Here is a 23890-nt window from a genome sequence, read left to right on the forward strand (position 1 = left end):
CCGTGCCCCCACGCCCCAGGGATCGCCATGACCGACCATCCGCAGGCCGCGCTGCGCGACGTGCTCCTCGGTCGCCTCGCCGAGTCCGGTCTGCCCGCCCCCGCCCAGGATCTGCTGCGCGAGCTGCTGCCCGAGGCACGCGCCAGGGGCGGCACGAACGGCACGGGCACGGTCTACCTGCGGTCGGTTACGGCGGCGGGCTGGCGCGGCATCGGCCCGGCGGCCACGCTCGAACTTCCCCCAGGCCCGGGACTGACGGTCGTCGCCGGGCGCAACGGCTCCGGCAAGTCCAGCTTCGCCGAGGCCGCCGAGATGGCGCTGACCGGGGACAACGCGCGCTGGCACGGGCGCACCAAGATCTGGAAGCAGGGCTGGCGGAACCTGCATGACCACCGCGCTCCCCAGGTGTCGGTCGAGCTGTCCGTGGACGGCGAGCGCGAGCCCGTCACGGTCCGCAGGACGTGGCAGGGCGAGGACGTCGACGACTCCACGGCGGTCGTCGAACGGCCGGGCCGGCCACCGGTGCGGCTGGAGGAGTTCCTCGACCCCGAGGCGCTGTCGCTGTACCGGCCGTTCCTCTCCTACAGCGAGCTGGGCGCCATGCTCAACAAGCCGCTCAGCGCGCTCCACGACGCCCTCGCCCGCATCCTGGGCCTGGAGCTGCTGCGCGACACCGACAAGCAGGTGCTGGCCCTGCGCCGGACGCTCAACGAGACGGTCAGCCAGTACACCGAGATGACGCGGGCCGTGCTCGCCGAGCTCGAAACGCACGACGACCCCCGGGCCGCCGAGGCCGCCGCCGCGCTGCGCGCCCGCCACCCTGACCTGGACCGGGTGCGGGCCCTGCTGAAGGGCCATCCGGCCGAGGACGGCGGCGACCTGGCCCGGCTGCGGCGCCTGGCCGGCATCGAGGGGCCGGACCTGGCGGAGCTGCGCGGCGCCGTGGCGCGGCTGCGGCAGGCCGCCGCCCGGGCCGAGAACGTCCGGGAGGGCACCGCCGAGAACGCGCGCCGGCTCAGCGAGCTGCTGCGCGCCGCGCTCGACCACCGCCGCCGCCACCCCGGCTCCGCCGACTGCCCGGTGTGCGGGTCCGCCGGCCGCCTGGACGAGGCGTGGGCGGCGGACGCCCGGGAGCAGATCGCGCGGCTGACCACCGAGGCGGCCGAGGCGGAGGCCGCCCACCGGGGGCTGGACGCCGCCGTGCGGGCGGTGCGGGACCTGGTGCACCCGGTGCCCGGCTGGTTGCAGGCGGAGTCCTCCTCGCTGGCGGACCGCTGGCGCGAGTGGGCGGTCTGCCGCGGCATCAGCGATCCGGCGGAGCTGGCCGAGCGCGTCGAACGCGCCGCCGTGGCGCTGGACGTCGCCTGCCACCAGGCCCGGGAGGACGCCGCCGGGCAGCTCGCCGACCGCGACAGCCGGTGGCAGGGCCTGGCCGTCCGCCTCGGTGACTGGCTGGCCGCGGCCGAGGCCGCCGAGGACGCCCGGCCGCGGCTGCGGCACGTCAAGGCCGCCCGCGAGTGGCTCAGGACCGTCACCGACGAGCTGCGGGACGCCCGGCTCAAGCCGTTCGCCGACGCCTCGCAGCGGGTGTGGCGGCGGCTGTGCGAGCGCAGCAGCGTCACGCTGGGCGCCATCAGCCTGGCGGGCACGGCCAACCAGGGCAAGGTGGTGCTGGACGTCTCCGTGGACGACATCGACGCGCCCGCGTACAGCGTCATGAGCCAGGGTGAGCTGCACTCCCTGGCGCTGTCGCTGTTCGTGCCGCGGGCGGCGCACCACGGCAGCCCGTTCGGCTTCCTCGTCATCGACGATCCGGTGCAGTCGATGGACCCGGAGAAGGTCGAGGGGCTCGCCCGCGTCCTCGACGAGTACGCCCGCACCCGGCAGGTCGTCGTCTTCACGCACGACACCCGGTTGCAGCAGGCCATCAGCCATCTGGGCATCAGCGCCACGGTGCGGGAGGTCTCGCGGCAGACGGACTCGGTGGTGCGGGTGGTGCCGGTCAGCGACCCGGTCACGCAGGCGCTCGGCGAGGCGTGGTCCGTGGCCAGCGACGACCGGCTGCCGCGGGACGTGGCCGAGCGGGTGCTGCCCGCGATGTGCCGGGGGGTGCTGGAGGCCGCCTACCTCCAGGCGGCGCGGCGGCGGCTGCGCGACGAGCGGCTGGGGCACCTGGCCGCCGAGCAGGAGACGGCGAAGGCCCACTCGCTGGTCGAGGTGGCGGCGCTGGCGATCTTCGGCACCCGCGACCGCGCGTCGGAGGTGCTGGGCGCGGTCGCGCGGGAGCACGGCGCGTGGGCGCGCACGCTGATCCAGCTGTGCAACGCGGGCTCCCACGAGGCGCTGCCGCCGATGGGTGAGCCGCGCGAGCTGGTCAGGGCGACCCAGCAGCTCGCCAGGGCGGTGCAGCACCGGTGACGCTGCCCACCAGCGGCCTGGTCGCCGCCGCCGAACGGCTGCTGAACCCGCCGCCGGGCACGGCCGAGGCGCTCGCCCCCGGCACCCGGGCCCGGGCCGCCGCCGCGCTGCTGCGGCTGGCGCTGGACGAGACGATGAACGGCTACTGGCGCCGGATCAGCCCCGGCATGACGCGGAGCAAGGGCCGGACCAAGATGCTGTGCCTGGCGTACTACGCCGGCCCACAGGTGGCGCGCCGCTGGTACGCGGTGTGGGCCGCGCTCAGCTCCGCGTGCCACCACCACAGCTACGAACTGCCGCCGACGCCCGCGGAGATCAGGGCGCGCGTGCCGGACGTGGCCGAGCTGATCCGGTCGCTGCCCGATCCCCCGGCCGGGGACGGGCAGGAGCGGCCCGGCGGCCGCCCGGGGCGGAGCGCCGGCCGGAGTGTCAGCGGGCCCCGGTAGGGTCGGTGCGTGAGTGAGGAGCACAACCGGCGGGCCTGGCTGGTCCGCCGCGCGGACCCGCCCGGGGACGAGGTAGTCGGCCAGGTGTGGCTGCCGCACGGCGTGGTGGCCCTGTCCGCCGCCGGGGGCGGCGAGCTGGAGCCCGGCGCCGGCAAGGACCGGCTGCGGGAGGTGACCGAGCGCGAGCTGGGGCCGTCGGCGACGTACACCGAGAAGCTCCAGCGGGTCGAGGAGCTGCACGCGTTCCTGTCGGTGATGCGGCCGGGCGACGTGGTGTGCGCGCTGGCGGGCGGGCGGCTGTTCACCGGCGAGATCACCGGCGGCGTGGTGCGCCAGGCGGCCGGTGACGGCCGGTGCGAGCTGCGGCGTCCGGTGTCCTGGAGCGCCTCGGCCGCGTGGGACGAGCTGCCCGAGGAGCTGCGGGAGCGGCTGTGGGGGCCGCACGAGGTGGTGGAGCTGACGGCCGTGCGCCACCTGCTGGACGCCGTCCGGCGGGGGGAGGCGGCGCGGGCGGCGGCGCCGCGGGAGCTGCGGCTGCCCGAGCCGGACGCGGCGCTGGCCCGGTCGCTGCTGGTGCACGACGCGGCGTGGCTGCGGGAGCTGCGTGACCTGCTGTGGGACGAGCGGCAGCTGGTGCTGTACGGGCCGCCGGGGACGGGCAAGACGCATCTGGCGCTGGCGTTCGCGGAGTTCCTGGGCGGCGGCCCCGGGCAGGTGACGCTGGTGCAGTTCCATCCCTCGTACGCCTATGAGGACTTCTTCGAGGGGTTCCGGCCCCGGCAGGACGGGCCCGAGGGCGGGATCGCGTTCCGGCTGACGGCCGGCCCGCTGCGGGAGCTGGCGGATCTGGCCGCCCGGCCCGAGCGGCGCCACATACCGCACGTGCTGGTCATCGACGAGATCAACCGGGCCAACCTGGCGAAGGTGTTCGGCGAGCTGTACTTCCTGCTGGAGTACCGCGACCGGTCGGTGCGGCTGATGTACTCGGGCGAGCGGTTCGCGCTGCCGCCCAACCTGTTCGTCATCGGCACGATGAACACGGCGGACCGGTCCATCGCGCTGGTGGACGCGGCGATGCGGCGCCGGTTCGCGTTCGTGGAGCTGTCGCCGCGGGTCGAGCCGGTGCGCGGGCTGCTGCGCCGCTGGCTGGCGCGCGAGGGCCGGGACAGCGAGCCGGCCGACCTGCTGGACGCGCTCAACTCCCGCATACCCGACCCTGACTTCGCGGTCGGGCCGTCCTATCTGATGAAGCCGGGCGTCTACCGCGACGGTGGCCTGGAGCGGGTCTGGCGCACCAAGATCCTGCCGCTGCTCGCGGAGTACCACTACGGCGAGGACGTCGACGTGGCGGAGCGCTACGGCCTGGAGGCGCTGCGGGCCGCGCTGCGCGAGGACGGGCCGGCGGCGTGACGCTCGTCGAGCTGACGGAGCACGGCCCGGCGGCGACGCTCCGGCTGCCCGACGCGGCCGGGCGGGCGCTGGCCGCCTCCGGTCTTGTCACCGCCGCGCCCGACCCGCACGTGCCGGGCGCGTGGCGGCTGCGGGCGGGCAGCCGCGTCGGGGCGGTCCGGCTGGCGGTGCCGGGCGGCGAGAGCCTGGAGCTGCGGATCGCGCCGAAGCTGCCGGTGGCCCGGCTGTTCTTCCTGCTGGGCTACGCCCGCGATCCGAAGACGCACGGCGCGGGGACCGTCGGCCTGGCGGCGCACGACGAGGTGCTGCCCGCGCTGGCGCACGCCTACGAGCGGGCGCTGGAGCGGGCCCTGCGGCAGGGCGTGCTCCAGGGCTACCGCCGGACCGAGGAGTCCGCGCCCGTGCTGCGGGGGCGGCTGCGCGAGGCGGAGCAGCTGCGCCGGCACCTGGGCCGGGCGCTGCCGCTGGAGGTGGCGTACGACGCGTACGGCACCGACACCGCCGAGAACCGCCTGCTGCGGGCCGCCGCCGAGCGGCTGCTGCGCCTGCCGCGGGTGCCGCGGGCCGTGCGGCAGCGGCTGCGGCACCACGGCGCGCGGCTGGGGGGTGCGGCGCGGCTGGCGCCGGGCGCGCCGCTGCCGCGATGGCGGCCGAGCCGCCTCAACGCCCGGTACTGGCCCGCGCTGCGGCTGGCGGAGACGGTGCTGCGCGGCTCGTCCGTGGAGCTCGCACCGGGGGGCGTCGCCGTGGAGGGCTTCGTGTGTGACATGAACGCCGTCTTCGAGGACTTCGTGTGCGTGGCGCTGCGCGAGGCGCTGGCGGCGTACGGCGGGCGCACGGTGCTCCAGCAGCAGATGTGGCTCGACGAGGACGGCGCGGTGCGGATGCGGCCCGACCTGGTGTGGTACGGCGCGGACGGGCGGCCGCGTGCCGTGGTGGACGCCAAGTACAAGGCGGCGTCCGGGCAGGCGCCGGACGGCGGCCTGCCGCACGCCGACCTGTACCAGATGCTGGCGTACTGCACGGCGCTCGGGCTGCCGCGCGGCCATCTCGTCCACGCCGGGGGCGGCGCGCCGCGCGGGGCGCACCGGGTCCGGGGGGCCGGGGTGGTGCTGCACCGGCACGCGCTCGACCTGGACCAGCCGCCGGAGCGGCTGCTGGCCGCGGTGCGGGAGCTGGCGGCCCGCCTGGCCCAGGACGCCGCGGCGGTCGCTCAGGGGACCGGGTCGCCGGGTGCCAGCGCGCCGTCGGTCAGCCCCTGGTAGGCCAGGCAGGCGGCGCGCCGGCCCAGTTCGGTGAGCGCGTCGAGGTTTTCCTCGAATGCGCGCAGCGCCCGGAACGCCGCCCCGTAGCGCCGCTGGTCCGCGACCGCCATCTGCGGCACCCGCGCGCCCCGGGCGTCGCGGCGCACGAAGCCGGCGAGGTAGTCGGTGTCCAGCTGGTCGCTGGCGGAGACCGGGGTGCCGGAGGCGAGGTCGACGAGCCCGGCGCGCGCCAGGTCGGCGAGCGGGACGGACGCCCCGGCCAGGGAGCCGGTGCCCGGCCCCGTCACCAGCGGCGGCAGCAGGTCCCGCAGCGCGCGCAGCCGCTCGTCGAGCTGCCGGCGCAGCTCGCGGTACTCGGCGGGGACGTCGCGCCGGGAGGCCCGCACGTGGGCAGCGGGCGTGAGGTCCACGGTGTCGTCGAGCAGCGCGAGCGCGGGCACCTCGGTGACCTGCTGGGGGGCCGGGTTGAGCGGCCCGTCCGGGTCGTTGCCGGTGAGGTCGACCATGCGGACGCGGTCGGCGGCCTCGGCGGGCGAGGCGGGGCGGCGCAGCGTCCACAGGTGGACCGGCAGGGCGTGGGAGGCGGCCACGCCGGGCGGCAGGGCGATGACGCTGGTGAGGATGCCGCGCCGCACCAGTTCGGCGCGGATCCGGCGGCCCGCCTTGCGGTAGGCGGCGGAGGCCGTCATCACCACGATGGCCCGGCCGCCGGGTGCCGTGTGGAAGAAGCAGTGCTGGAGCCAGGCGAGTTCGCCCTCGGCGCGGGAGGGGGTGCCCAGCTCCCAGCGGGTGTCGAGCAGCAGCTCCTCGCGGCCCCAGTCGGCTTCGGCGGCCGGGGGGTCGCAGATGACCAGGTCGGCGCGGAGCGAGGGCCAGGCGTCGGCGCGCAGCGAGTCGCCGTGCCGGACGGTGAGGCGGGACGGCCCGGTCAGCGCGGAGCGGAGCATGGCGAAGCGCGCCGCGCCGGGGTCGGCCTCCTGGCCGAGGCGGCGCGGGCCGGCGGCGGGGCCGACGGCGGCCAGCAGCGTGCCGATGCCGCAGGCGGGGTCGAAGAGGGTGGCGTCCTTCGGCACGGGGCGGGCGAAGTGGGCCACGGCCCGCACCACGCGGGCGGAGGTGACGCGGTCGGAGCCGGTGCGCCGGGCCGCGTCGAGGTAGCGGTCGGTCAGGGCGGTGACCACAGCGGCGGGCGAGCGGCGTTCCGCCAGCGAGGCGGCGAGGCTGGCGACGCCGGGGTCGAGGCCGGACGGCTCACCGGTGGCGAGGAACGCCGCGACGGCGGCGAGGGCGCCGGGGAGGCCGCCGGGCGCGGTGCCCTTGAGCGCTTGCCAGAGCCGGGCCTCGTCCGGCACGTCCTTGCCCTTGCGGTGGGCGGCCAGCCAGGCGCGTACCTCACCGAGCGAGAACAGGGGCGCTCCCGCGGCGCCGCCGGCCGGGCGGGGGAAGTCTGGGTACCGCCGCCGCCAGTTGGAGACGGCGGCCCTGGTCACCCCGGCCAGCCGGGCGATCTCGGCGCCGCTGACCAGCGGGTCGGCGGCGGGGCGCGCGTCCTCCGTCATGCACGTCACCGTACACGCTTCCGCGCAGGTCAGGGAGGTGTGCGCGCGTTAGCGCCGTCAACGGGTGGGGTGTTGACGCTCGCGTGGGGCGAACTCTCTTCCGCGAGACGGAGATAGGCGTCCAGTGCGGCGGCCCCGGCGAGCATCGCCCGGCCGCGGGCGGCCAGCCGCTCGTGCCAGTCGCGCAGCGTGGCCTGGAGCGGCGCGAGGCCGCCGGCGGCCCGCACCCGGTCGAGCACCGGGGCGATCCGCGTCAGCGGGTAGCCGCCGCGGCGCAGCTGGTGCGTCAGCCGCGCGTCGCGCACGTCGGCCTCGTCGTAGACGCGGTAGCCGGTCCGCGGGTCGCGGCGGGGCCGCACCAGCCCGGCCCGCTCCCAGGCGCGGAGCGTGGCGGGCCGGATCCCGAGCTGTGCCGCCAGCGGGCCGATGTGCGTGCCGCCCGCCGCTGGTGCGCGCCGCGGGGCGGGCGCCGGCACAGCGGCGCGGCCGAGGTCACGCAGGGCGCTCTCGACGGCCTGGAGGGTGCCGCGGTCGCTGAGGAGCTGGGCGTGGCTGACGTCGATCAGGCGGAGCGCCTCCGCGGTGTCGCCCTCGTTCGCCGCCCGCATGACGGCCGCCGCCGTCTGGTGGCCGTGGCCGGGCACCAGGGCGAGGAACGCGCGCAGCGCGGCGGCGTGCAGCGGGGTGTAGACGCGGTAGCCGTGCCGCGTGCGGCCGGCCGCCGGGAGGATCCCGGCCGCCTCGTAGTTCCTGACCGCCTGCGCGGAAATGCCGTGCCCGCGCGCCAGGTCAACCGGCCTGAGCTTCCCGTCGGTTTGAAGGTTTTTCCCCATCACACCCGCTGATTCCTGGGGTAGTCGCGAAAAAGTTTGCACCGCATGTTCAACGATAGCGTGGAAGGCATGGTGACTCGCAGCACGGACATCGCCCACCGCGTCGAGGCCGCCGCCGTCATGCGGCTGTTTCCCTCCCGGCCCCGGCTGCTCGCCCTGGGCGAGCCCACGCACGGCGAGGAGGCCCTGCTCCGGGTGCGCAACGAGCTGTTCCGGCAGCTGGTCGAGCACGAGGGCTACCGGACCATCGCGCTGGAGACCGACTGCCTCAGCGGCCTGCTGGTCGACGACTACGTCACCGGGGGCGCGTGCTCCCTGGACGAGGCGATGGCGCGCGGGTTCAGCCACGGCTGGGGCGCGTGGGCGGGCAACCGCGCCCTGGTGCGGTGGATGCGCGCGTTCAACGAGGGCCGGCCCGAGGCGGACCGGGTCCGGTTCGCCGGTTTCGACGGGCCGCTGGAGATCACCGGTGCCGCGAGTCCCCGGCGGGCGCTGACCGGGCTGCTGGACTACCTGGCGCCGCACGTGGACGCCGCCTCGCTGCCCCGCGCCGCGGCCGAGCTGGACCGTCTGCTCGGCGCCGACGCCCGGTGGACCCGTCCGGAGGCGATGCGCGACCCGTCGCGGTCGGTGGGCCAGTCGCCCGAGGCCGCCAGGCTGCGGCTGCTGGCCGACGATCTGGTGGCGCTGCTGGAGGAGCGGGCGCCGCACCTGCGCGCGGTGACCCCGCCGGAGGACTGGCAGCGGGCGCGGCGGTACGGGCGCACGGCGACGGGCCTGCTGCGGTACCACTCCTGGATGGCCGACGACTCGCCGGCGCGCCTGACGCGGCTGGTAAGCGTGCGGGACCACATGATGGCCGGCAACCTGCTGGACCTTGCCGAGCGGGGCCCGGGGCTGGTCAGCGCGCACAACGGCCACATGCAGCGCGACCTCAGCAGCATGGCGATGGACAGCGGGCCGGTGGCGTGGTGGAGCGCGGGCGCCCTGGTGAGCGACCGCCTCGGCGCGGACTACGCCTTCCTGGCCACGGCCCTCGGCACGCTCCGGCACCGGGGGGTGGACGTGCCGCCGCCGGACACCGCGGAGGGGGTGCTGTACCGGTTCGGGGCCGACCGCTGTCTCGTCGGGGCGGCGGAGCTGGCCGCCGTGCTGCGGGGCGCGGCCGGCCAGGCGCCGCCCGCGCCCCGGGTGTCCGCCTACTTCGGCTACGCCCCGCTCGACCCGGCCCATCTGCCGCGCATCGACGGCGTCGTGTTCGTCAGGGACGTGGCGCCGGAGCCGTGACCGCCTCCCCCGCCTGGCGCCCGGCGGCCCTGCCGGCCTCCGTGGCCGTGGCGGGCCGGACGGCGAGGGTGACGGCGAAGGCGGCGGCGGCCAGCGCGCCGCCCAGCAGCAGGGCCCCGTCCGGGCCGAGGCGTGCCGCGGTCTGGCCGCCGGCCAGGGCGCCGAGCGCGATCGCGGCGTTGAACATCCCGGCGAAGAGGGCGGAGACGGCCTCGCGTGCCGAGGGCGCGGCGGCCATCAGCCAGTTCTGGGTGGTGACCGACACCCCGCCGTAGGCCAGGCCCCAGACGACGACGAGCGCGACCGCGGCGGCGGCGCTGGCACCGGCGGGGATCAGCAGCAGCATCGTCGCGCCGAGCGCGGCGCTGAGCACCCCCATCGTGCGGCGGGGGTCGCTGGCCGCGGCCATGCCGCCGAGGAAGGTGCCCGCGACGCCGGCGGCCCCGTAGCCGAGCAGCACCCCGCCGATGGCCTCGGCCGCGAGCCCGTCACCGCGTTCCAGTGCGGGGCGCACATACGTGTAGGCGGCGAAGTGCCCCGTGACGAGCAGCGCGGCCACCGCGAGCCCGGCGCGCGCCGCCGGGACGCGCAGCAGACCGCCCAGCTCCCGCAGCCGCACGGGCCGTTCGGCGGGCAGCCGGGGCAGCAGCAGGGCCAGCGCGGCGGCGGACAGCAGCGCCAGGACGCTGGCCGCACCGAACGAGGCGCGCCAGCCGGCCAGTTCGCCCAGGAACGTGCCCGCGGGCACGCCCACCACGGAGGCGACGGCGATGCCGCTGAAGACCAGCGCGGTGGCGCGCGCCACCGCCGGCCCGGGGACCAGCCGCACCGCCAGGCCGGCCGCGACCGCCCAGACACCGCCGATGCACACGCCCACCAGCAGCCGGGCCGCCAGCAGCACCGGAAACGCGGGCGCCAGGGCGGCGGTGGCGTTGGCCGCGGCCAGGAGCGTCATCAGGCCGGCCAGCACGGTGCGGCGGTCCGCGCGCCGCAGCGCGGCGGGCAGCAGCGGGGCGGTGAGCGCGGCGGCCAGGCCCGGCAGGGTGACGGCGAGCCCGGCCGTTCCCTCCGCGACGCCCAGGCCCGCGGCGAGGGGCGTGAGCAGGCCGACCGGCAGCATCTCGGAGGTGACCACGCAGAAGGTGGCCGCGGCGAGTGCCGGGACGGCGGCCGGACGGCGGGCGGGCGTGCCGGTAGCGGGGTGAGACATGGCACTTCAGCCTGCGCGCGGCGCTGGCCGGGAACAACGCCGGAGTTCTCAGCCTTGGATGAGCGAGGTTCAACGATCGGGAGGGCGGCGGCGTGGGCGGACTGGAGATCCGTGAGCTGGAGTGCTTCCTGGTGCTCGCCGAGGAGCTGCACTTCGGCCGCGCCGGGGAGCGGCTCTACGTCTCGGCCAGCCGGGTCAGCCAGCTGCTGAGCGCGCTGGAGCGGCGCCTGGGGGCGCGGCTGGTGGCGCGCACGAGCCGGCGGGTAGCGCTGACGCCGCTCGGCGAGCGGTTCGAGGCGGAGCTGCGCCCGGCGTACGAGGCGCTGCGCGGCGTGGTGGCGGCCACGCGGGCGGCGGCGCGCGGCGAGGAGGGCGTGCTGCGGATCGGGTTCCAGGGCACGGCCGACGCGGGGCTGGTGCGTGCGCTGGCAGCGTTCGAGGCCAAGCGCCCGCGGGTGCGCGTGGAGATGAGCGAGCTGCCGCTCGCCGACCCGTTCGGCGCGGTGCGGCGGGGCGAGGTGGACGCGGCGGTGGTGCTGCTGCCCGTGGCGGAGCCGGACCTGGTGCTGGGGCCGGTGTTCGCGCCGCAGCGGCGGGCGCTGGCGGTGCCGGCGCGGCACCCGTTCGCGGCGCGGGCGGGCCTGACGGCGGCGCAGCTCGGTGGCGCGCCGCCGCTGATCGCGCCCGGCGAGCCGGCGCCCGGGTACTGGCGGCAGGCGCAGGCCCCGGTGGCGGCCGGCGGCCCGTGCGTCAGCACGCTGCAGGAAGGGCTGAGCCTGGTCGCGGCGGGGCGCGGCGCGATGCTGCTGTGCCAGCCGACCGCCGAGTACCACCGCCGGCGGGACGTGGCGTTCGTGCCGGTCACCGGCGTGCCGGACTCGGCGCTGGGGCTGGTGTGGCACCGGGGGCACGCGCCGCGCGCCTTGGGGGAGTTCGCGGCGGCCGTGGCGGCCGAGACGGCCCGGTCAGGCGGCGGGGGCGGCGGCGGTGAAGCGCTCGCCGGCGGCTGGGACGCCGATGCCGCGCCATGAGAAGGGCACGCCGCGCGCGGTGTCCAGGTCGGGGCCGTCCATCAGCTGGAAGTGCAGATGCGGCTCGGTGGTGTTGCCGGAGTTGCCGCAGCTGGCGAGGCGCTGGCCGGCGGTGACGCGGTCGCCGGGCCGCACGGTCAGCGAGCCGTGCTTCAGGTGCGCGTACAGGGCGTAGGTGCCGTCACCGAGGTCCAGGACGAGGTGGTTGCCGACCACCAGGCGGGGCGAGAGCAGGTCGCGGAGGATGGCCTCCAGGAAGAAGTAGGCGAGCACCGGGTAGGAGTTGCGGCTGAGGTGGTCGCGCTGCCAGTCGGTGGCGGTGACGACGGTGGCGTCCGCGACGGCCAGCAGCGGCTGGCCGTACGCCGGGAAGTCCCGGTTGCGGCGGACCACGGGCCACCAGCCGAAGCCGGGCCGGGCCGGGGCGGTCTCCCCGGCCGCGCGGCCGGGTCCGTCGCCCTCGGCGACCACGTCGATCGCGTACGCCTGGCCGTAGGCGCGGGTGCCGTGGCTGGGGACGTTGTCGGCCGGGCTGTTCAGTGCGGACCACGTGCCCGTGACGGGCGCGGCCACCTCGGCCGGCTCGCGCGCGGGTGCGCGGCGGTCGGCGCGGCGGGCCAGCAGGGCGGCCAGCATCCGGAAGACCACCGAGGCGGTGATCAGGACCCAGCCCACCAGGCGGGGCGTGTCCCAGAAGAAGCCGGCGGCGAACTCGGCGGCGACGAGAAGGAAGCACCACCGGCTGAGCACCGAGAGCGCCTTGATGGTCGTGCGCATGGTGTCTCCAGGGTCGGGCACGGGCGCTTCCGGTCAGGTCCGCGCGGTGGTCGCCAGGGCCACGAGCAGCGGGACGATCCGCGTGGGCGGCACCTCGTAGCGGCCGCGGCCGGGGGTGTGCAGCCAGCCGGCGGCGGTGAGCTGGCGCAGGTGGTGGTAGATCTGGCCGGTCGTGCCGAGGCCGGCAAGTTCCGCGAGGGCGGAGACGCTGCGGCGGCCGCCGAGGACCTCGCGCAGCAGGCGCATGCGGACGGGGTGGCCCAGGGCGGCGAACGCCTCGGCGGCCTCGGTCCAGTCGCCGTCGAGCAGCTGGGGCGTGGGCAGCCCGTACTGCCACTCGTACTCCTCGCCGGTGGGCAGCCGGACAGCGCCAGTGAACAGCACCCCGCCGCCGGGGGCGGAGCCGTCGGCCGCCAGGCGTTCCTTGAGCCCTTCCAGCGCCCAGAAGGCGCCGCCGGGCGCGGCGGCGTCGCGCTCTTCCGCCGCCGGCGCCGGGCCCGCCTCGCCGGTGCCGGCCGTTCCGGTCCGCTCGCCTGCCCCGCGTTCCAGCGCCTCGACCCGCCGCTCGAGCGCGGTGAGGCGTTCCTCCAGATCCATAACCCAAATCTTACGTAATTACGTTTAACTTGAGCAAGCGCCCTCCTGAGCGCCAGCGGGGAGCCCTGCGCACGGGTACCGCATGGCGCGCGGATGACGGTGCACGGCCTGCCCCTCCCCTGCGACGTCCGGGCCCGCGGGACGGCCTGCCCGTCGTCCTCATCCACGGGCAGCCGTTCCACCGGCCGCTGGGTCACCGCGGACCACCGCGCTGCCGCAGCCGGATCCCGCGTGATCGGCCCCGGCCTGCGGGCTCCCCCCCGGCCTGCGGGCGGCAGCGACAGCGAGGCGGGCATGGACGGCTGCGCCCGGGAGGTCACCGGCAGGATGCTCCCTGGGCACCGGCCGGCCGCGGGCTCACGAAGCGCTGGGCCCGTCCTGGCCGCCCCGGTCGGCGTGCCCGAGAGCGCGGCCGGGCGCCACGCGGTCGCGGACCAGGCGCTTGACCGCAGCCGGGTCGGGAAATCCGTCCTTGGCGCGGTCCCAGACCGTCTCGCCGTTCACACTGACGGTGAAGACGCCGCCCCTGCCGGGGGCGAGCGCCACCTCGGCCAGCTCGGCCTCGAACGTGCCGAGCAGCTCCTGCGCGAGCCAGGCGGCGCGCGGCAGCCAGCGGCACTGGGTGCAGTAGGTGATGCGCACGGTGTGGGCCATCAGAACTCCCGGACATAGCGGATGCCGCGGCATCTTCTGCCGCCGGCCCAGATTTTCTCGAACTCCCGCGAACTTCTGCGGCGGGGCCGGGATCAGAACAGGGTGACAGCGGCTCAACCCACAGATAACGCCGCGAAGCTGACAGACCGACTACGTACCGGAACAGGAAACCCACCCATGCGCCTCGTCCGTATCGCCGCCACCGCCCTGTCCACGTCCGCTCTGGTGCTCGCGCTCGGGGCCTGCAACGAGGAGGAGGCCACGGGCTCCCAGGGCGGCGGCTCCCAGGAGCAGAGCCAGGAGCAGGGCAGCCAGGATCAGGACCAGAGCGGCCAGGAAGACCAGGGCGGCCAGGAGGACCAGAGCGAAGACCAGGGCAGCCAGGAAGACCAGGGCGGCTCCGGGGACGACGGCGCCCAGGCGGGGGGCGCGTGCACGCCCGGCATGGTGACCATCACCGCCGAGAGCGTCAGCCGCCCGGTCAACCACATGCTGCTGACGGCCACCAACACCAGCGACGAGCCGTGCTCGCTCTATGAGTACCCGCTGGTCGCCCTCTCCTCGGATCCCGAGGCGCCGCTGCCCGAGCCGATCGAGGAGAGCAAGCCGCAGGCGGTCGTCACGCTCCAGCCCGGCGAGGCCGGATACGCCGTGGTCGGCAGCTCGAGCGCCGACGGCTCCGGCTCCGGGCAGACCACCGACTACATGAACGTCACGCTCATCGACGACAGCGGCACCGGCACCGGGGAGGCCGTCGAACTCGACGTGCCCGGCGGCGAGGTCTACGTCGAGCCCGGCAACGCGTACGTGTCCTACTGGCTCAGCGACCCGGAGGACGCCCTGACCTGGTAAGCCCCCTCTCGCAGTCTGCCTCGATCCCCCCCGGCTCCTCCCCGGCTCCTCTCCGGCTCCGCCGCCCGGCCGCTCCCCCTGTGCAGCCGGGCGGCGGCCCGTTTCCACGGGTGCCCGTTTCCGGCCAGATCCGGACCTGGGGCGGCGCGGTTCCCGCGAGGTAACGGCCGCGCGGGCCGGCGCCGCACTGGCCGGAAAGACCCCTGTTAGCGCACTAACTGAGACAATGTCCGCAACCTTCCTGCTGTCCCGTTCGTCCTTCTCGCGAGAGGTGCCGCCGGATACCGCCGGCGGCATGGGGGAACCAAGGGGGGTTCACACGTGCCTGGAAAGGACGACGCGCACGGGCTCACGCCGTTCCGTGACCCGCTGCGCATCCCGCGGGTGCTGCGACCGGGCCGGGGCGGGACGCGCGAGGACATCACCATCGAGCTGGAGCCGGCGTGGGAACGGCTCCACTCCGAACTGCCGCCCAGCCTGCTCTGGACCTACGGCGGCCACTTCCCGGGGCCGACCATCGAGGTGCGGCGCGGCCAGCGGATCAGGGTGGCCTGGACCAACCGTCTCGAAGGCGCCTACCCGGTGGCCGCGGGCACCGAGCCGCTCGGCGACGGCGCGCCGCCGACGGCCGTGCCGGGACGCCAGGACGGCTTCGAGGAGATCAAGGAGGTCGCCGGCCTGCCCGGCTGGACGGTGACGCACCTGCACGGCGCCGTCACCGGTGGCGGCCACGACGGCTGGGCGGAGAACGCCGTCTCCGCCGGGGAGACGCAGCTCACCGAGTATCCGAACGACCAGCGCGCGGCGACGCTCTGGTACCACGACCACGCGATGCACATCACCCGGTGGAACGTCTACGCCGGGCTCGCCGGCATGTACCTGATACGGGACGACGAGGAGAGGGCGCTGCGGCTGCCGGGCGGCGCGTACGAGATCCCGCTGCTGCTGAGCGACCGGAACTTCGAAACCGACGCCCAGGGCCGGGTCACGGGCGAGACGCTGCACAAGGTGCCGCGCCTGCCCGACCCGGACCCGGAGACCGGGGAGCCGGTGACCATCCCGTTCACCGGCCCGTTCACGCTGGTCAACGGCGTCATCTGGCCGTACCTGGACGTCGAGCCGCGCTGGTGCCGCTTCCGGATGCTGAACGCGGCCAACTCGCGGATTTTCCGGCTGGCGCTCATCGACGAGGACGGGCAGCTGGTCCGGGGCGCGGTGAAGCAGATCGGCTCGGACGGCGGGCTGCTGCCCGCTCCCGTCGCCGTCGACTTCGACGGGGAGCTGCCGCTGCTGACGGTCGCCCCCGCCGAGCGGATGGACCTGCTGGTGGACTTCTCCCGGCTGCGCGGCAGGCGGCTGCGGCTGGTGAACGTCCCGGACGCCGGAGCGGTGCCCGGGCAGCCGGCCCCCGATCAGGACGTGCCGTTCCCGCAGGTGATGGAGTTCCGGGTGGACTCCCGCCCGGTACGCGACCGGTTCACGCTGCCGCACGTGCTGGCCCGCTCGTTCCGGCGGCTGACGCACGACATCCCGCACGGGCACCGGCTGGTCGTCCTCACACCGCCGGGAACGGTGGGCGGCAAGGGCCACCCGGAAATATGGGAGATGACGGAGGTCCCGGCGGACTCGGTGACGGTGCCGTCAGACGGCGTCCTCCAGGTCACCGGCGCCGAGGGGACGACGCGGACCTACCGCCGCACGGCCCGGACCTTCGACGACGCTCTCGGGTTCAAGGTGGTGCGCGGGGACTACGAGCAGTGGAGCTTCCTCAACCTCGGCGGCCCCGAACACCCGATGCACATCCACCTGACGTCGTTCCAGGTGCTCAGCCGCGAGCGGTACACCACCGCCGGTTTCGACCCGGCGGCGGGCGGCACGACGGAGCCCGTCACCGCCGACGCCTCGCCCGGCGCCGAGGTGCCGCTGCCGCCGAACGAGCAGGGCTGGAAGGACGTGGTCATCGTGCCGCCCGGCGAGATGGTCAGTGTGCTGGGCCCGTATGAGGGTGCCGAGGGGCGCTTCATGTACCACTGCCACCTGCTGGAGCACGAGGACATGGGCATGATGCGCGTCTTCACCGTCACCCCGCCCGAGGTCGCGGTCTTCGACCACAACGCCGGCCACGGCACGGGCCACGGCTGAGGCCGGCCCGGGCTGGGCGGCGCCCCGCTGCGGCGCGGCGCCGCCCGGCCCCCGGCTCAGCGGCCCGGCAGCGGCGGCAGGCCCGTGGTGCTCATCGTCAGGGAGTAGATCCGCGTCGTGGCCGCGATGAAGAGGCGGTTGCGGCGCGGGCCGCCGAAGCGGATGTTGGCGACCACGCCGGGCACGACGATCCGGCCCAGCAGGGTGCCGTCCGGGTCATAGCAGTGCACGCCGTCGGCCAGCGCGGCGGCCCAGAGCCGGCCCGCCGAGTCGAGGCGGATGTTGTCGAACCGCCCGTTGACGGCGTCCCGGCAGGTCGCGAAGACCCGGTCGCCGGTGAGGGTGCCGTCCTCGCGCACGGTGAAGACGCGGATGTGGCCGGCGCGGCTGTCGGAGACGTACAGCCGGGACTCGTCGGCGGAGAACACCAGGCCGTTCGGTCCCTGGAAGCCGTCGGCCACGCGGCGGACCTCCCCGGTGACCGGGTCGGCCCGGTACACATCGCACGAGCCGATCTCGCTCTCCGCCCGGTGGCCCTCGTAGTCGCTGATGATGCCGTAGTCCGGGTCGGAGAACCACACGGCGCCGTCGGAGGTGACCGCCGCGTCGTTCGGGCTGTTGAGCCGCTTGCCCTGGTACCGGTCGGCGATCACGGTGATCGAGCCGTCGTGTTCGGTGCGGGTGACGCGGCGGTTGCCCTGCTCGCAGGTGATCAGGCGCCCCTGGCCGTCGAGCGTGTTGCCGTTGGGGAAGCCCGCCCGCTCGCGGAAGACCCCCACCTGGCCGGTGGTCTCGTCCCAGCGCATCAGCCGGTCGGCGGGGATGTCGCTCCACAGCAGGTACCGGCCGGCGGGCACGTACAGCGGGCCCTCGGCCCAGCGGCTGCCCTCGTGGAGGAGTTCCAGTTCCCGGTCGCCCGCGTCGCAGGGTGCGTGACGCGTGCGGTCGCTGAACCGCTCGTCGAAGACCTCGTATACGTCGTGGCGCCTCATGAGCGCCCAGTGGACAGCAGGGCACGGGGCGGGTCAAGCCCTGGGCGGCGCGGCGCGGGCCTATGACGGAGGCAACTCTTTGCCACCAAACCGATTATCTGAGTGCACGCCTTGGGAAAGAGGTTGAACGTCGCACCGCAAACAGCGCTCACAGGAGAGCACATGACGTCTCATCAGCCACAGCTGACTCCTACCGGCTGTCCCGTTTCCCACAGAGCGGCGACCTTCGACTTCTTCCAGGGCCCCTATCAGGAGGACCCGGCGGTGTCCCTGGCGTGGGCACGCCGCGAGGAGCCGGTCTTCTACAGCCCGCAGCTGGACTACTGGATCGTTACCCGGTACGAGGACGTCAAACAGATCTTCAAGGACACGGAGACCTTCTCGGCGCGTATCGCCCTCGACCAGCTCGTGCCGCTGCGCGAGGAAGCCGTGCAGATCCTCGCGCACTACGGGTTCAACGCGGGGAAGTCCCTGGCCAACGAGGACCCGCCGAAGCACCCAGTGCGACGGGCCGCCCACCAGGAGCCGTTCAAGGCCAAGCAGGTGGAGCGGCTGGTGCCCCGCATCCGCGAGGTCGTCACCCACTGCATCGACCGCTTCGTCCGCGCCGGCAAGGCCGACCTGGTCGCGGGTCTCTTCCACGAGGCGCCGAACACCATCGCGCTCATCTTCATGGGCGTGCCGGACGAGGACATCCAGGTCTGCCGCCGGTTCAGCATGGAGCAGACGATCTTCACCTGGGGCCGCCCTGACCTGGAGGAGCAGAAGCGCGTCGCCACCGGCATGGGCCAGTACTGGCAGTTCGCCGGCGGGCTCGTCGAGAAGCTGAAGCGGACGCTGACGGACGACACCCCCGGCTGGCTGCCGCACCTGATCCGCGCGCAGCGCCGGGACCCGTCGCTGTTCAGCGACAACGACCTCCAGACCACCGCCATGTCCGGGCTGGTCGCGGCGCACGAGACCACGACCAATGCCAGCGGCAACGCCCTGCGCGCGCTGCTGGAGCACCGCGAGGTGTGGGAGCGGATATGCCGCGAGCCCGAGGCGATCCCGAAGGCCGTCGAGGAGTCGCTGCGGTACAGCAGCTCGGTGGTGTCGTGGCGCCGCCAGGCGCGCAAGGACACGGTGATCGGCGGCGTGCGCGTGCCCGCGGGCGCCAAGCTGCTGCTGATGACCGCCTCCGCCAACCACGACGACGCCGTGTTCGACGACCCGGACGCGTTCGACATCGACCGGGACAACGCCAACCGGCACCTGTCGTTCGGCTTCGGCCCGCACATCTGCATGGGCGCCACGCTCGCCCGCCTGGAGATGCGGATCTTCCTGGAGGAGCTGACGCGGCGGCTGCCGCACATGCGGCTGGTCGAGGGGCAGACGTTCTCCTACCTGCCGAACACCTCGTTCCGCGGCCCCAGGGAGCTGTGGGTGGAGTGGGACCCGGCGGCCAACCCGGTGCCCGCCGACCGGCCCTGACGGCGGCGGGGCGGCCCCCCGCCCCGCCCGTTCCGGGCATCGCGCGGGCGACGCGATGCCTTCCCGGTGCCGGGTACGGGCGGGGCGGGGGTACAGCGCAGGCCGCCGGGCCGCGCGGTCAGTTGCGCGGGTTGGCGCCGCCGCGGAGCGACGCGAGGAAGCGCCACAGCCGGGACCGCGGCCGCTGCTGCGGCTGCGCCGGGCTCTCCGGCTCGCCGCCGCCGGGCTCGGCCGCCGGCGCCGGGGTGACGGGCGTGCTGAGGTCGGGCCGCGCGCCGGGCGGCAGCTGCCGCATCGTGTACTTCACGGGGAACGACTTCAGGCCGCGGATGTAGGACGACGAGCGCCACGGCAACTGGTCGACCGGCAGGCCCAGTTCCAGGTCGCAGCGCTCGAAGAGGCGGCTGACCGCCGTGGTCGACACCATCTCGGCGAGGTCCCGGCTCGGGCACTGGTGCGGGCCCGCGCCCCACGCCAGGTGCGCCCGGGTGCTCATGACGGAGTCGTCGTTCAGCGCCTTGGCGAACATCGGGTCGCCGTGGGCGGCGGCGACCGAGGGCATCACGACGTCCCCGGCGGCGATGTGGAAGTCGCCCAGCACCACGTCGGACACCGGGTACCGCAGCGCCAGGTTGCGCCACGGCGGCGAGGCGATGTGCACGCGGTTGACCAGCTCGTGGAACGTGCCGACCGAAAGGCTCGCCTGAGCGCGGGTGTTGCCGGTCAGCACCTCCAGCACGGTGTGCGTGATCGACTGCGTGATGTGGTCGGAGTAGATCAGCATGGCGTACAGCTCCAGGCCGATCTGCTCGTCCGACAGGTGCGGACCCGCCTCGATAAGCCGGCTGGTCAGGTCGTCGCCCGGGTTCTTCCGCTTGTACGCGGCGAGCTGGGACGTCGCCGTGTTCAGCCGCCCGATGGCCTCGGCCGCGTCGGGGCCCGAGTCCATCATCCGCCAGGCGTCCATGAAGATGTCGTCCGTCTGCTCGACGGGGAAGCCGAACAGCCGGTTGATCACCAGCAGCGGGAGCGGCCGGGCGAACTCCGCGCTCAGGTCGGCCCAGCCGGTGGTGCCGCCGTCGGCGAAGAAGGTGATCAGCTCGTCGGTCTGCCGCGCCACCGCCGCCTCCAGCTCGGCGGCCTGCGGCTGCCCCGGGTCCTGGTAGGGCCGCAGCGCGGCCTCGATCGCGGCCCGCGACTCCTTGCGCTGCTGGTCGTCCTGGAGCAGCGTGTGGCTCACCTGGTACGCCGCCAGCATGGGCCAGTCCGGCGGCACCCGGCCCTCCTGGAGCGCCTTCCAGTGCTTGGGGTCCTTCTTCCACTGGTTCTCGTTGCGCAGGACCTCCAGCACCTCCTGGTAGCCCAGCACCAGCCAGATCTTGAGGCCGTACAGGTCCACCGGCGCTACCGGGCCGTACTTGGCACGCAGCCGCTCGTAGACGAACGCGGGCCGCGTCTCGTAGTCCCGGGTCATCAGCGGCTCGACGTCCATCGTCTCCAGCCTCGGCGTAGCGGAGGCGGTTCGTGGGGACTCCGGCAGGTGCGATTCCATGAGATGTCTTCTCCTTGCGCGGGGCTCCGCGCGGAACGGTCTCGTGATGCACGTTCAGTTGTGCGACGAGGGTGGCTCGTTCGCGCGGGCAGCCTAAACGCCCGTGCCCCGGTGCGAACAGTCGCAACCCGGCCTCCCGCGCTCCCCGCGCCCGCGCCCCGTAGCGGTCGGTGACGCCGTGCCCCCGGGGTGTGAGGAACGCCCGGCGCGGTGTGGGAAGATGCGGTTTGATGCGATTCCATGCCGACCTCCACATCCACTCGAAGTACTCACGGGCGTGCAGCAAGGACTGCGACCTGGAGCACCTGACGTGGTGGGCCCGCCGCAAGGGCATCTCCCTGGTCGGCACGGGAGACTTCACGCATCCGGCCTGGTTCGCCCACCTGCGCGAGTCGCTGGTCCCGGCGGAGCCCGGCCTGTTCCGGCTGCGGGACGACCTGGACCGTGACATCGCCCGGACGCTGCCGCCGGCGCTGGCGGCCCGGCCGGTGCGGTTCATGCTGTCGGTCGAGATCTCCACGATCTACAAGCGGGCCGAGCGCACCCGCAAGGTCCACCACCTCATCTACATGCCGGACTTCGAGGCGGCCGAGGCGTTCAACCGCAGGCTCGGCGCCATCGGCAACATCACCTCCGACGGCCGCCCCATCCTCGGCCTGGACTCACGCGACCTGCTGGAGATCGCCCTGGAGTGCGGCGAGGGCGCCTACCTGGTCCCCGCCCACGTGTGGACGCCGTGGTTCGCGGTGCTCGGCTCCAAGTCCGGCTTCGACGCGATCGAGGACTGCTACGCCGACCTGTCGGACCACATCTTCGCGCTGGAGACGGGCCTGTCCAGCGACCCGGCCATGAACTGGCGGGTCTCGCGCCTGGACCGCTTCCGCATGGTCAGCAACTCCGACGCCCACTCCCCGCCCATGCTCGGCCGGGAGACGACGGTCTTCGACTGCGAGCTGGACTACTTCGCGCTGCGGCGCGCGCTCGAAACCGGCCAGGGGCACGCCGGCACCGTCGAGTTCTTCCCCGAGGAGGGCAAGTACCACACCGACGGGCACCGCAAGTGCGGCGTGCGCCTGGAGCCGGCCGAGACCCGCGAGCGCGGCGGGCTGTGCCCGGTGTGCGGCAAGCCGCTGACGGTCGGCGTACTCAGCCGCGTCGAGGACCTGGCCGACCGGCCCGAGGGGTACCGGCCCAGCGGCGCGCCGCCGTTCCGCAGCCTGGTGCCGCTGCCCGAGGTGATGGGCGAGATCCTCGGCGTGGGCCCCAAGAGCAAGCGCGTGGCCCGGGAGATCGACGCCCTCACCACCGCGCTCGGGCCCGAACTGGCCATCCTGGAAGACGTCCCGGTGGACGACATCGCCCGCCACTCCGCGCCGCTGGGCGAGGCCGTCGCCCGGCTGCGGCGCGGGCAGGTCATCCGCGAGGCCGGGTACGACGGCGAGTACGGCACGATCCGGCTCTTCGAGCCCGGCGAGCTGGCCCGGTTAACTCCCGCCCCGGCGCCCTCGCTCTTCGACGACGCAGCGATACCGCAGGCGCCGTCGCGCGCGCCCGCGCGCCGCTCCGCAAGGCGCCCGGCGGGCGCCCGGATCCCGGCGCCCCGGCGCCCCGAGCCGCCCGCCGCTGCCCCGGCGCCCGGGCCCGCCCCCGCGCCGGCACGCACGCCCGGCGGTTCGCTGCTCGACGGGCTGGACCCCGAGCAGCGGCGCGCCGCCGAGGCGGGCGAGGGCCCGCTGCTGATCATCGCCGGCCCCGGCACGGGCAAGACGCGCACGCTGACGCACCGCATCGCGCACCTGGTGCGCGAGCGCGGCGTGCCGCCGGAACAGTGCCTGGCGATCACGTTCACCCGGCGCGCCGCCGCGGAGATGGCCGAGCGCCTCGCCGCGCTCGCGCCCGCGCACGCGCCCCGGCTGACCGTGGCGACGTTCCACTCCCTCGGCCTGTCAATCCTGCGCGAACACCACGAACGGGCCGGCCTGAGCGCGGACTTCGGCATCGCCGACCAGGCCCGGCAGGCCGAGGTAGCGGCCGGGTGCGGCGACGAGGAGCGCGGCGAGGTCTACCGCAAGGCGCTGCGCGCCCAGGACCTGGTGGACTTCGACGACCTGATCGACGTGCCGCTGGCGCTGCTGTCCGGCGACCCGGCACTGGCCGCGGCCTACCGCGAGCGGTACCGCTGGATCTCGGTGGACGAGTACCAGGACGTCGACGAGCGGCAGTACCGGCTGCTGCGGCTGCTCGCGCCGCCCGGCGGCAACCTCACCGCCATCGGCGACCCCGACCAGGCCATCTACCGCTTCCGCGGCGCCGACGTCGGCTTCTTCCTGCGCTTCACCGAGGACTTCACGGGCGCCCGCACCGTCACGCTGACGCGCAACTACCGCTCCGCCGCGCCGGTCCTGGCGGCCTCGCTGCGCGTGGTCGAGCCGGCGACGCTCGCGCCGGGGCGGCAGCTGCGGCCCATGGGCGGCCACGGCGGGACGCTGCCCGCCCTGCACGCGGCGGCCGACGAGCACGCCGAGGCGTCGTTCGTCGCCCGCACCGTCGAACGGCTGCTGGGCGGCGCGTCGTTCCACTCGCTCGACAGCGGCCGCGTCGACGCCACCGAACCGGGCGAGCAGGGCGGCGGGGGCCTGGGGTTCTCCGACTTCGCGGTGCTGTACCGGACCGACCGGCAGGCGCGGGCACTGGCCGAGGCGTTCACCCGGACCGGGCTGCCGTTCCAGAAACGCTCCCACGACCGGCTCGCCGACCGGCCCGGCGTCGCCCCGCTGGTCGCGGCCATGTCCGGTGACGGGCCGGTCACGGCCCTGCTGGGGCGCGCGGTGGACGACCTGCTGCGGCGCGGCGCCCCGGAGAGCACCCCGGAAAGCACCCCGGAGAGCAACGCAGCCGAGCTGCGCGCCGCCGCCGACCTGCTGCGGCCGCTGGCCGAGCGGTGCGGCAGCGATCTGGCGCGGTTCCGTGACGAACTGGCCCTGGGCGTCGAGGTGGACACCTGGGACCCGCGGGCGGACCGGGTGTCGCTGCTGACGCTGCACGCCTCCAAGGGGCTGGAGTTCCCCGTGGTGTTCATCGTCGGCTGCGAGGACGGCCTGCTGCCGCTGCGGTGGCCGGGCTCCGACCCCGACCCGGAGGCAGAGGCGGAGGAGCGGCGGCTGCTGTTCGTCGGGATGACGCGGGCACAGCGGCGGCTGATCCTCACGCACGCCGGTGAGCGGGCGGTGCACGGCACGGTGCGGCGCGCCCGGCCCTCGCCGTTCCTGGACGGGCTGGACGCCACGCTCTGCCAGCGGGTCTCCCCCGGCGTCCCCAGGCCGCGCCGCTCCACGCAGCTGCGGCTGCTGTAGCGGCTGCGGCGGCAGCGCACAGCGCGATGCGGGCGCGGG

The 23890-nt window shown here is 75.2% G+C and carries 18 protein-coding genes; 10 read left to right on the forward strand and 8 right to left on the reverse strand.

The window, feature by feature from the left end:
• The first annotated feature begins 27 nt into the window (after positions 1-27).
• The 4 genes from JK356_RS12335 to JK356_RS12350 are packed head-to-tail and all read left to right on the forward strand — an operon-like array spanning position 28 to position 5539.
• The gene (locus JK356_RS12335) at positions 28-2418 is read left to right on the forward strand and encodes an ATP-binding protein (RefSeq protein WP_201867722.1); all 2391 of its coding nucleotides are present in this window, start codon (positions 28-30) and stop codon (positions 2416-2418) included.
• The gene (locus JK356_RS12340; RefSeq protein ID WP_201867723.1) at positions 2415-2864 is read left to right on the forward strand and encodes a hypothetical protein; all 450 of its coding nucleotides are present in this window, start codon (positions 2415-2417) and stop codon (positions 2862-2864) included. The genes JK356_RS12335 and JK356_RS12340 overlap by 4 nt, the downstream gene beginning before the upstream one ends.
• Before the next feature lie 9 nt (positions 2865-2873).
• On the forward strand, positions 2874-4274 hold the full coding sequence (locus JK356_RS12345) for an AAA family ATPase (protein WP_201867724.1): 1401 nt from the start codon (positions 2874-2876) through the stop codon (positions 4272-4274).
• The gene (locus JK356_RS12350) at positions 4271-5539 is read left to right on the forward strand and encodes an McrC family protein (RefSeq protein WP_201867725.1); all 1269 of its coding nucleotides are present in this window, start codon (positions 4271-4273) and stop codon (positions 5537-5539) included. The genes JK356_RS12345 and JK356_RS12350 overlap by 4 nt, the downstream gene beginning before the upstream one ends.
• On the opposite strand, the gene JK356_RS12355 is transcribed toward JK356_RS12350, so the two are convergent.
• Both JK356_RS12355 and JK356_RS12360 read right to left on the reverse strand, forming a co-directional pair.
• The gene (locus JK356_RS12355) at positions 5488-7098 is read right to left on the reverse strand and encodes an N-6 DNA methylase (protein WP_201867726.1); all 1611 of its coding nucleotides are present in this window, start codon (positions 7096-7098) and stop codon (positions 5488-5490) included. The two genes, JK356_RS12350 and JK356_RS12355, sit on opposite strands and share 52 nt — an antisense overlap.
• A gap of 29 nt (positions 7099-7127) precedes the next feature.
• Positions 7128-7931 carry a TioE family transcriptional regulator gene (locus tag JK356_RS12360; RefSeq protein ID WP_201867727.1) on the reverse strand — a complete coding sequence of 268 codons (804 nt, stop codon included), beginning with the start codon at positions 7929-7931 and terminating at the stop codon, positions 7128-7130.
• A gap of 69 nt (positions 7932-8000) precedes the next feature.
• Between JK356_RS12360 and JK356_RS12365 the strand changes: the two genes are divergently transcribed.
• Positions 8001-9218 carry an erythromycin esterase family protein gene (locus JK356_RS12365; protein ID WP_201867728.1) on the forward strand — a complete coding sequence of 406 codons (1218 nt, stop codon included), beginning with the start codon at positions 8001-8003 and terminating at the stop codon, positions 9216-9218.
• Here JK356_RS12365 and JK356_RS12370 read toward each other — a convergent pair.
• Positions 9193-10428, reverse strand: a complete 1236-nt coding sequence (locus JK356_RS12370) for an MFS transporter (RefSeq protein WP_201867729.1) — start codon at positions 10426-10428, stop codon at positions 9193-9195. The two genes, JK356_RS12365 and JK356_RS12370, sit on opposite strands and share 26 nt — an antisense overlap.
• A 92-nt stretch (positions 10429-10520) precedes the next feature.
• Here JK356_RS12370 and JK356_RS12375 point away from each other — a divergent pair, with 92 nt between their 5' ends.
• Positions 10521-11459 carry a LysR family transcriptional regulator gene (locus JK356_RS12375; protein ID WP_201867730.1) on the forward strand — a complete coding sequence of 313 codons (939 nt, stop codon included), beginning with the start codon at positions 10521-10523 and terminating at the stop codon, positions 11457-11459.
• Here the strand turns inward: JK356_RS12375 and JK356_RS12380 are convergent.
• The 3 genes from JK356_RS12380 to JK356_RS12390 all read right to left on the reverse strand — a co-directional run bounded on the left by JK356_RS12380 (position 11394) and on the right by JK356_RS12390 (position 13487).
• Positions 11394-12236, reverse strand: coding sequence for a M23 family metallopeptidase (locus JK356_RS12380; RefSeq protein WP_201867731.1), 843 nt, complete (start codon positions 12234-12236; stop codon positions 11394-11396). The two genes, JK356_RS12375 and JK356_RS12380, sit on opposite strands and share 66 nt — an antisense overlap.
• A 33-nt stretch (positions 12237-12269) precedes the next feature.
• Complete coding sequence (locus JK356_RS12385; RefSeq protein ID WP_201867732.1) at positions 12270-12833, reverse strand: helix-turn-helix transcriptional regulator; 564 nt, start codon at positions 12831-12833, stop codon at positions 12270-12272.
• A gap of 357 nt (positions 12834-13190) precedes the next feature.
• Positions 13191-13487 (reverse strand): SelT/SelW/SelH family protein, encoded by a 297-nt coding sequence (locus tag JK356_RS12390; RefSeq protein ID WP_201867733.1) that lies wholly within the window; start codon positions 13485-13487, stop codon positions 13191-13193.
• Positions 13488-13664: 177 nt separating this feature from the next.
• Here JK356_RS12390 and JK356_RS22210 point away from each other — a divergent pair, with 177 nt between their 5' ends.
• Both JK356_RS22210 and JK356_RS12400 read left to right on the forward strand, forming a co-directional pair.
• Positions 13665-14339, forward strand: a complete 675-nt coding sequence (locus JK356_RS22210) for a DUF4232 domain-containing protein (protein WP_201867734.1) — start codon at positions 13665-13667, stop codon at positions 14337-14339.
• Between the two features lie 321 nt (positions 14340-14660).
• Positions 14661-16481 (forward strand): multicopper oxidase domain-containing protein, encoded by a 1821-nt coding sequence (locus tag JK356_RS12400; protein ID WP_201867735.1) that lies wholly within the window; start codon positions 14661-14663, stop codon positions 16479-16481.
• Positions 16482-16537: 56 nt separating this feature from the next.
• Here JK356_RS12400 and JK356_RS12405 read toward each other — a convergent pair whose 3' ends face one another.
• A complete protein-coding gene (locus JK356_RS12405) occupies positions 16538-17473 on the reverse strand; it encodes an SMP-30/gluconolactonase/LRE family protein (RefSeq protein ID WP_201867736.1) in 936 nt (311 codons plus the stop codon).
• Between the two features lie 162 nt (positions 17474-17635).
• On the opposite strand from JK356_RS12405, the gene JK356_RS12410 reads away from it, so the two are divergent.
• Positions 17636-18946, forward strand: coding sequence for a cytochrome P450 (locus JK356_RS12410; protein ID WP_201867737.1), 1311 nt, complete (start codon positions 17636-17638; stop codon positions 18944-18946).
• Between the two features lie 118 nt (positions 18947-19064).
• Here the strand turns inward: JK356_RS12410 and JK356_RS12415 are convergent, their stop codons facing one another.
• Positions 19065-20498 carry a cytochrome P450 gene (locus JK356_RS12415; protein ID WP_201867738.1) on the reverse strand — a complete coding sequence of 478 codons (1434 nt, stop codon included), beginning with the start codon at positions 20496-20498 and terminating at the stop codon, positions 19065-19067.
• Between the two features lie 230 nt (positions 20499-20728).
• Between JK356_RS12415 and JK356_RS12420 the strand changes: the two genes are divergently transcribed.
• A complete protein-coding gene (locus JK356_RS12420) occupies positions 20729-23851 on the forward strand; it encodes a UvrD-helicase domain-containing protein (protein ID WP_201867739.1) in 3123 nt (1040 codons plus the stop codon).
• The last annotated feature ends 39 nt before the right edge of the window (positions 23852-23890 follow it).

The organism is Streptomyces sp. 7-21, from assembly GCF_016741785.1.
Lineage (GTDB): Bacteria > Actinomycetota > Actinomycetes > Streptomycetales > Streptomycetaceae > Streptomyces.

Coding starts and splice junctions, on each gene's coding strand:
- JK356_RS12335 (WP_201867722.1), top strand. CDS start 28: ATGACCGACCATCCGCAGGCCGCGCTGCGCGACGTGCTCCTCGGTCGC.
- JK356_RS12355 (WP_201867726.1), bottom strand. CDS start 7,098: ATGACGGAGGACGCGCGCCCCGCCGCCGACCCGCTGGTCAGCGGCGCC.
- JK356_RS12360 (WP_201867727.1), bottom strand. CDS start 7,931: ATGGGGAAAAACCTTCAAACCGACGGGAAGCTCAGGCCGGTTGACCTG.
- JK356_RS12365 (WP_201867728.1), top strand. CDS start 8,001: ATGGTGACTCGCAGCACGGACATCGCCCACCGCGTCGAGGCCGCCGCC.
- JK356_RS12370 (WP_201867729.1), bottom strand. CDS start 10,428: ATGTCTCACCCCGCTACCGGCACGCCCGCCCGCCGTCCGGCCGCCGTC.
- JK356_RS12380 (WP_201867731.1), bottom strand. CDS start 12,236: ATGCGCACGACCATCAAGGCGCTCTCGGTGCTCAGCCGGTGGTGCTTC.
- JK356_RS12385 (WP_201867732.1), bottom strand. CDS start 12,833: ATGGATCTGGAGGAACGCCTCACCGCGCTCGAGCGGCGGGTCGAGGCG.
- JK356_RS12390 (WP_201867733.1), bottom strand. CDS start 13,487: ATGGCCCACACCGTGCGCATCACCTACTGCACCCAGTGCCGCTGGCTG.
- JK356_RS22210 (WP_201867734.1), top strand. CDS start 13,665: ATGCGCCTCGTCCGTATCGCCGCCACCGCCCTGTCCACGTCCGCTCTG.
- JK356_RS12405 (WP_201867736.1), bottom strand. CDS start 17,473: ATGAGGCGCCACGACGTATACGAGGTCTTCGACGAGCGGTTCAGCGAC.
- JK356_RS12410 (WP_201867737.1), top strand. CDS start 17,636: ATGACGTCTCATCAGCCACAGCTGACTCCTACCGGCTGTCCCGTTTCC.
- JK356_RS12415 (WP_201867738.1), bottom strand. CDS start 20,498: ATGGAATCGCACCTGCCGGAGTCCCCACGAACCGCCTCCGCTACGCCG.
- JK356_RS12420 (WP_201867739.1), top strand. CDS start 20,729: ATGCGATTCCATGCCGACCTCCACATCCACTCGAAGTACTCACGGGCG.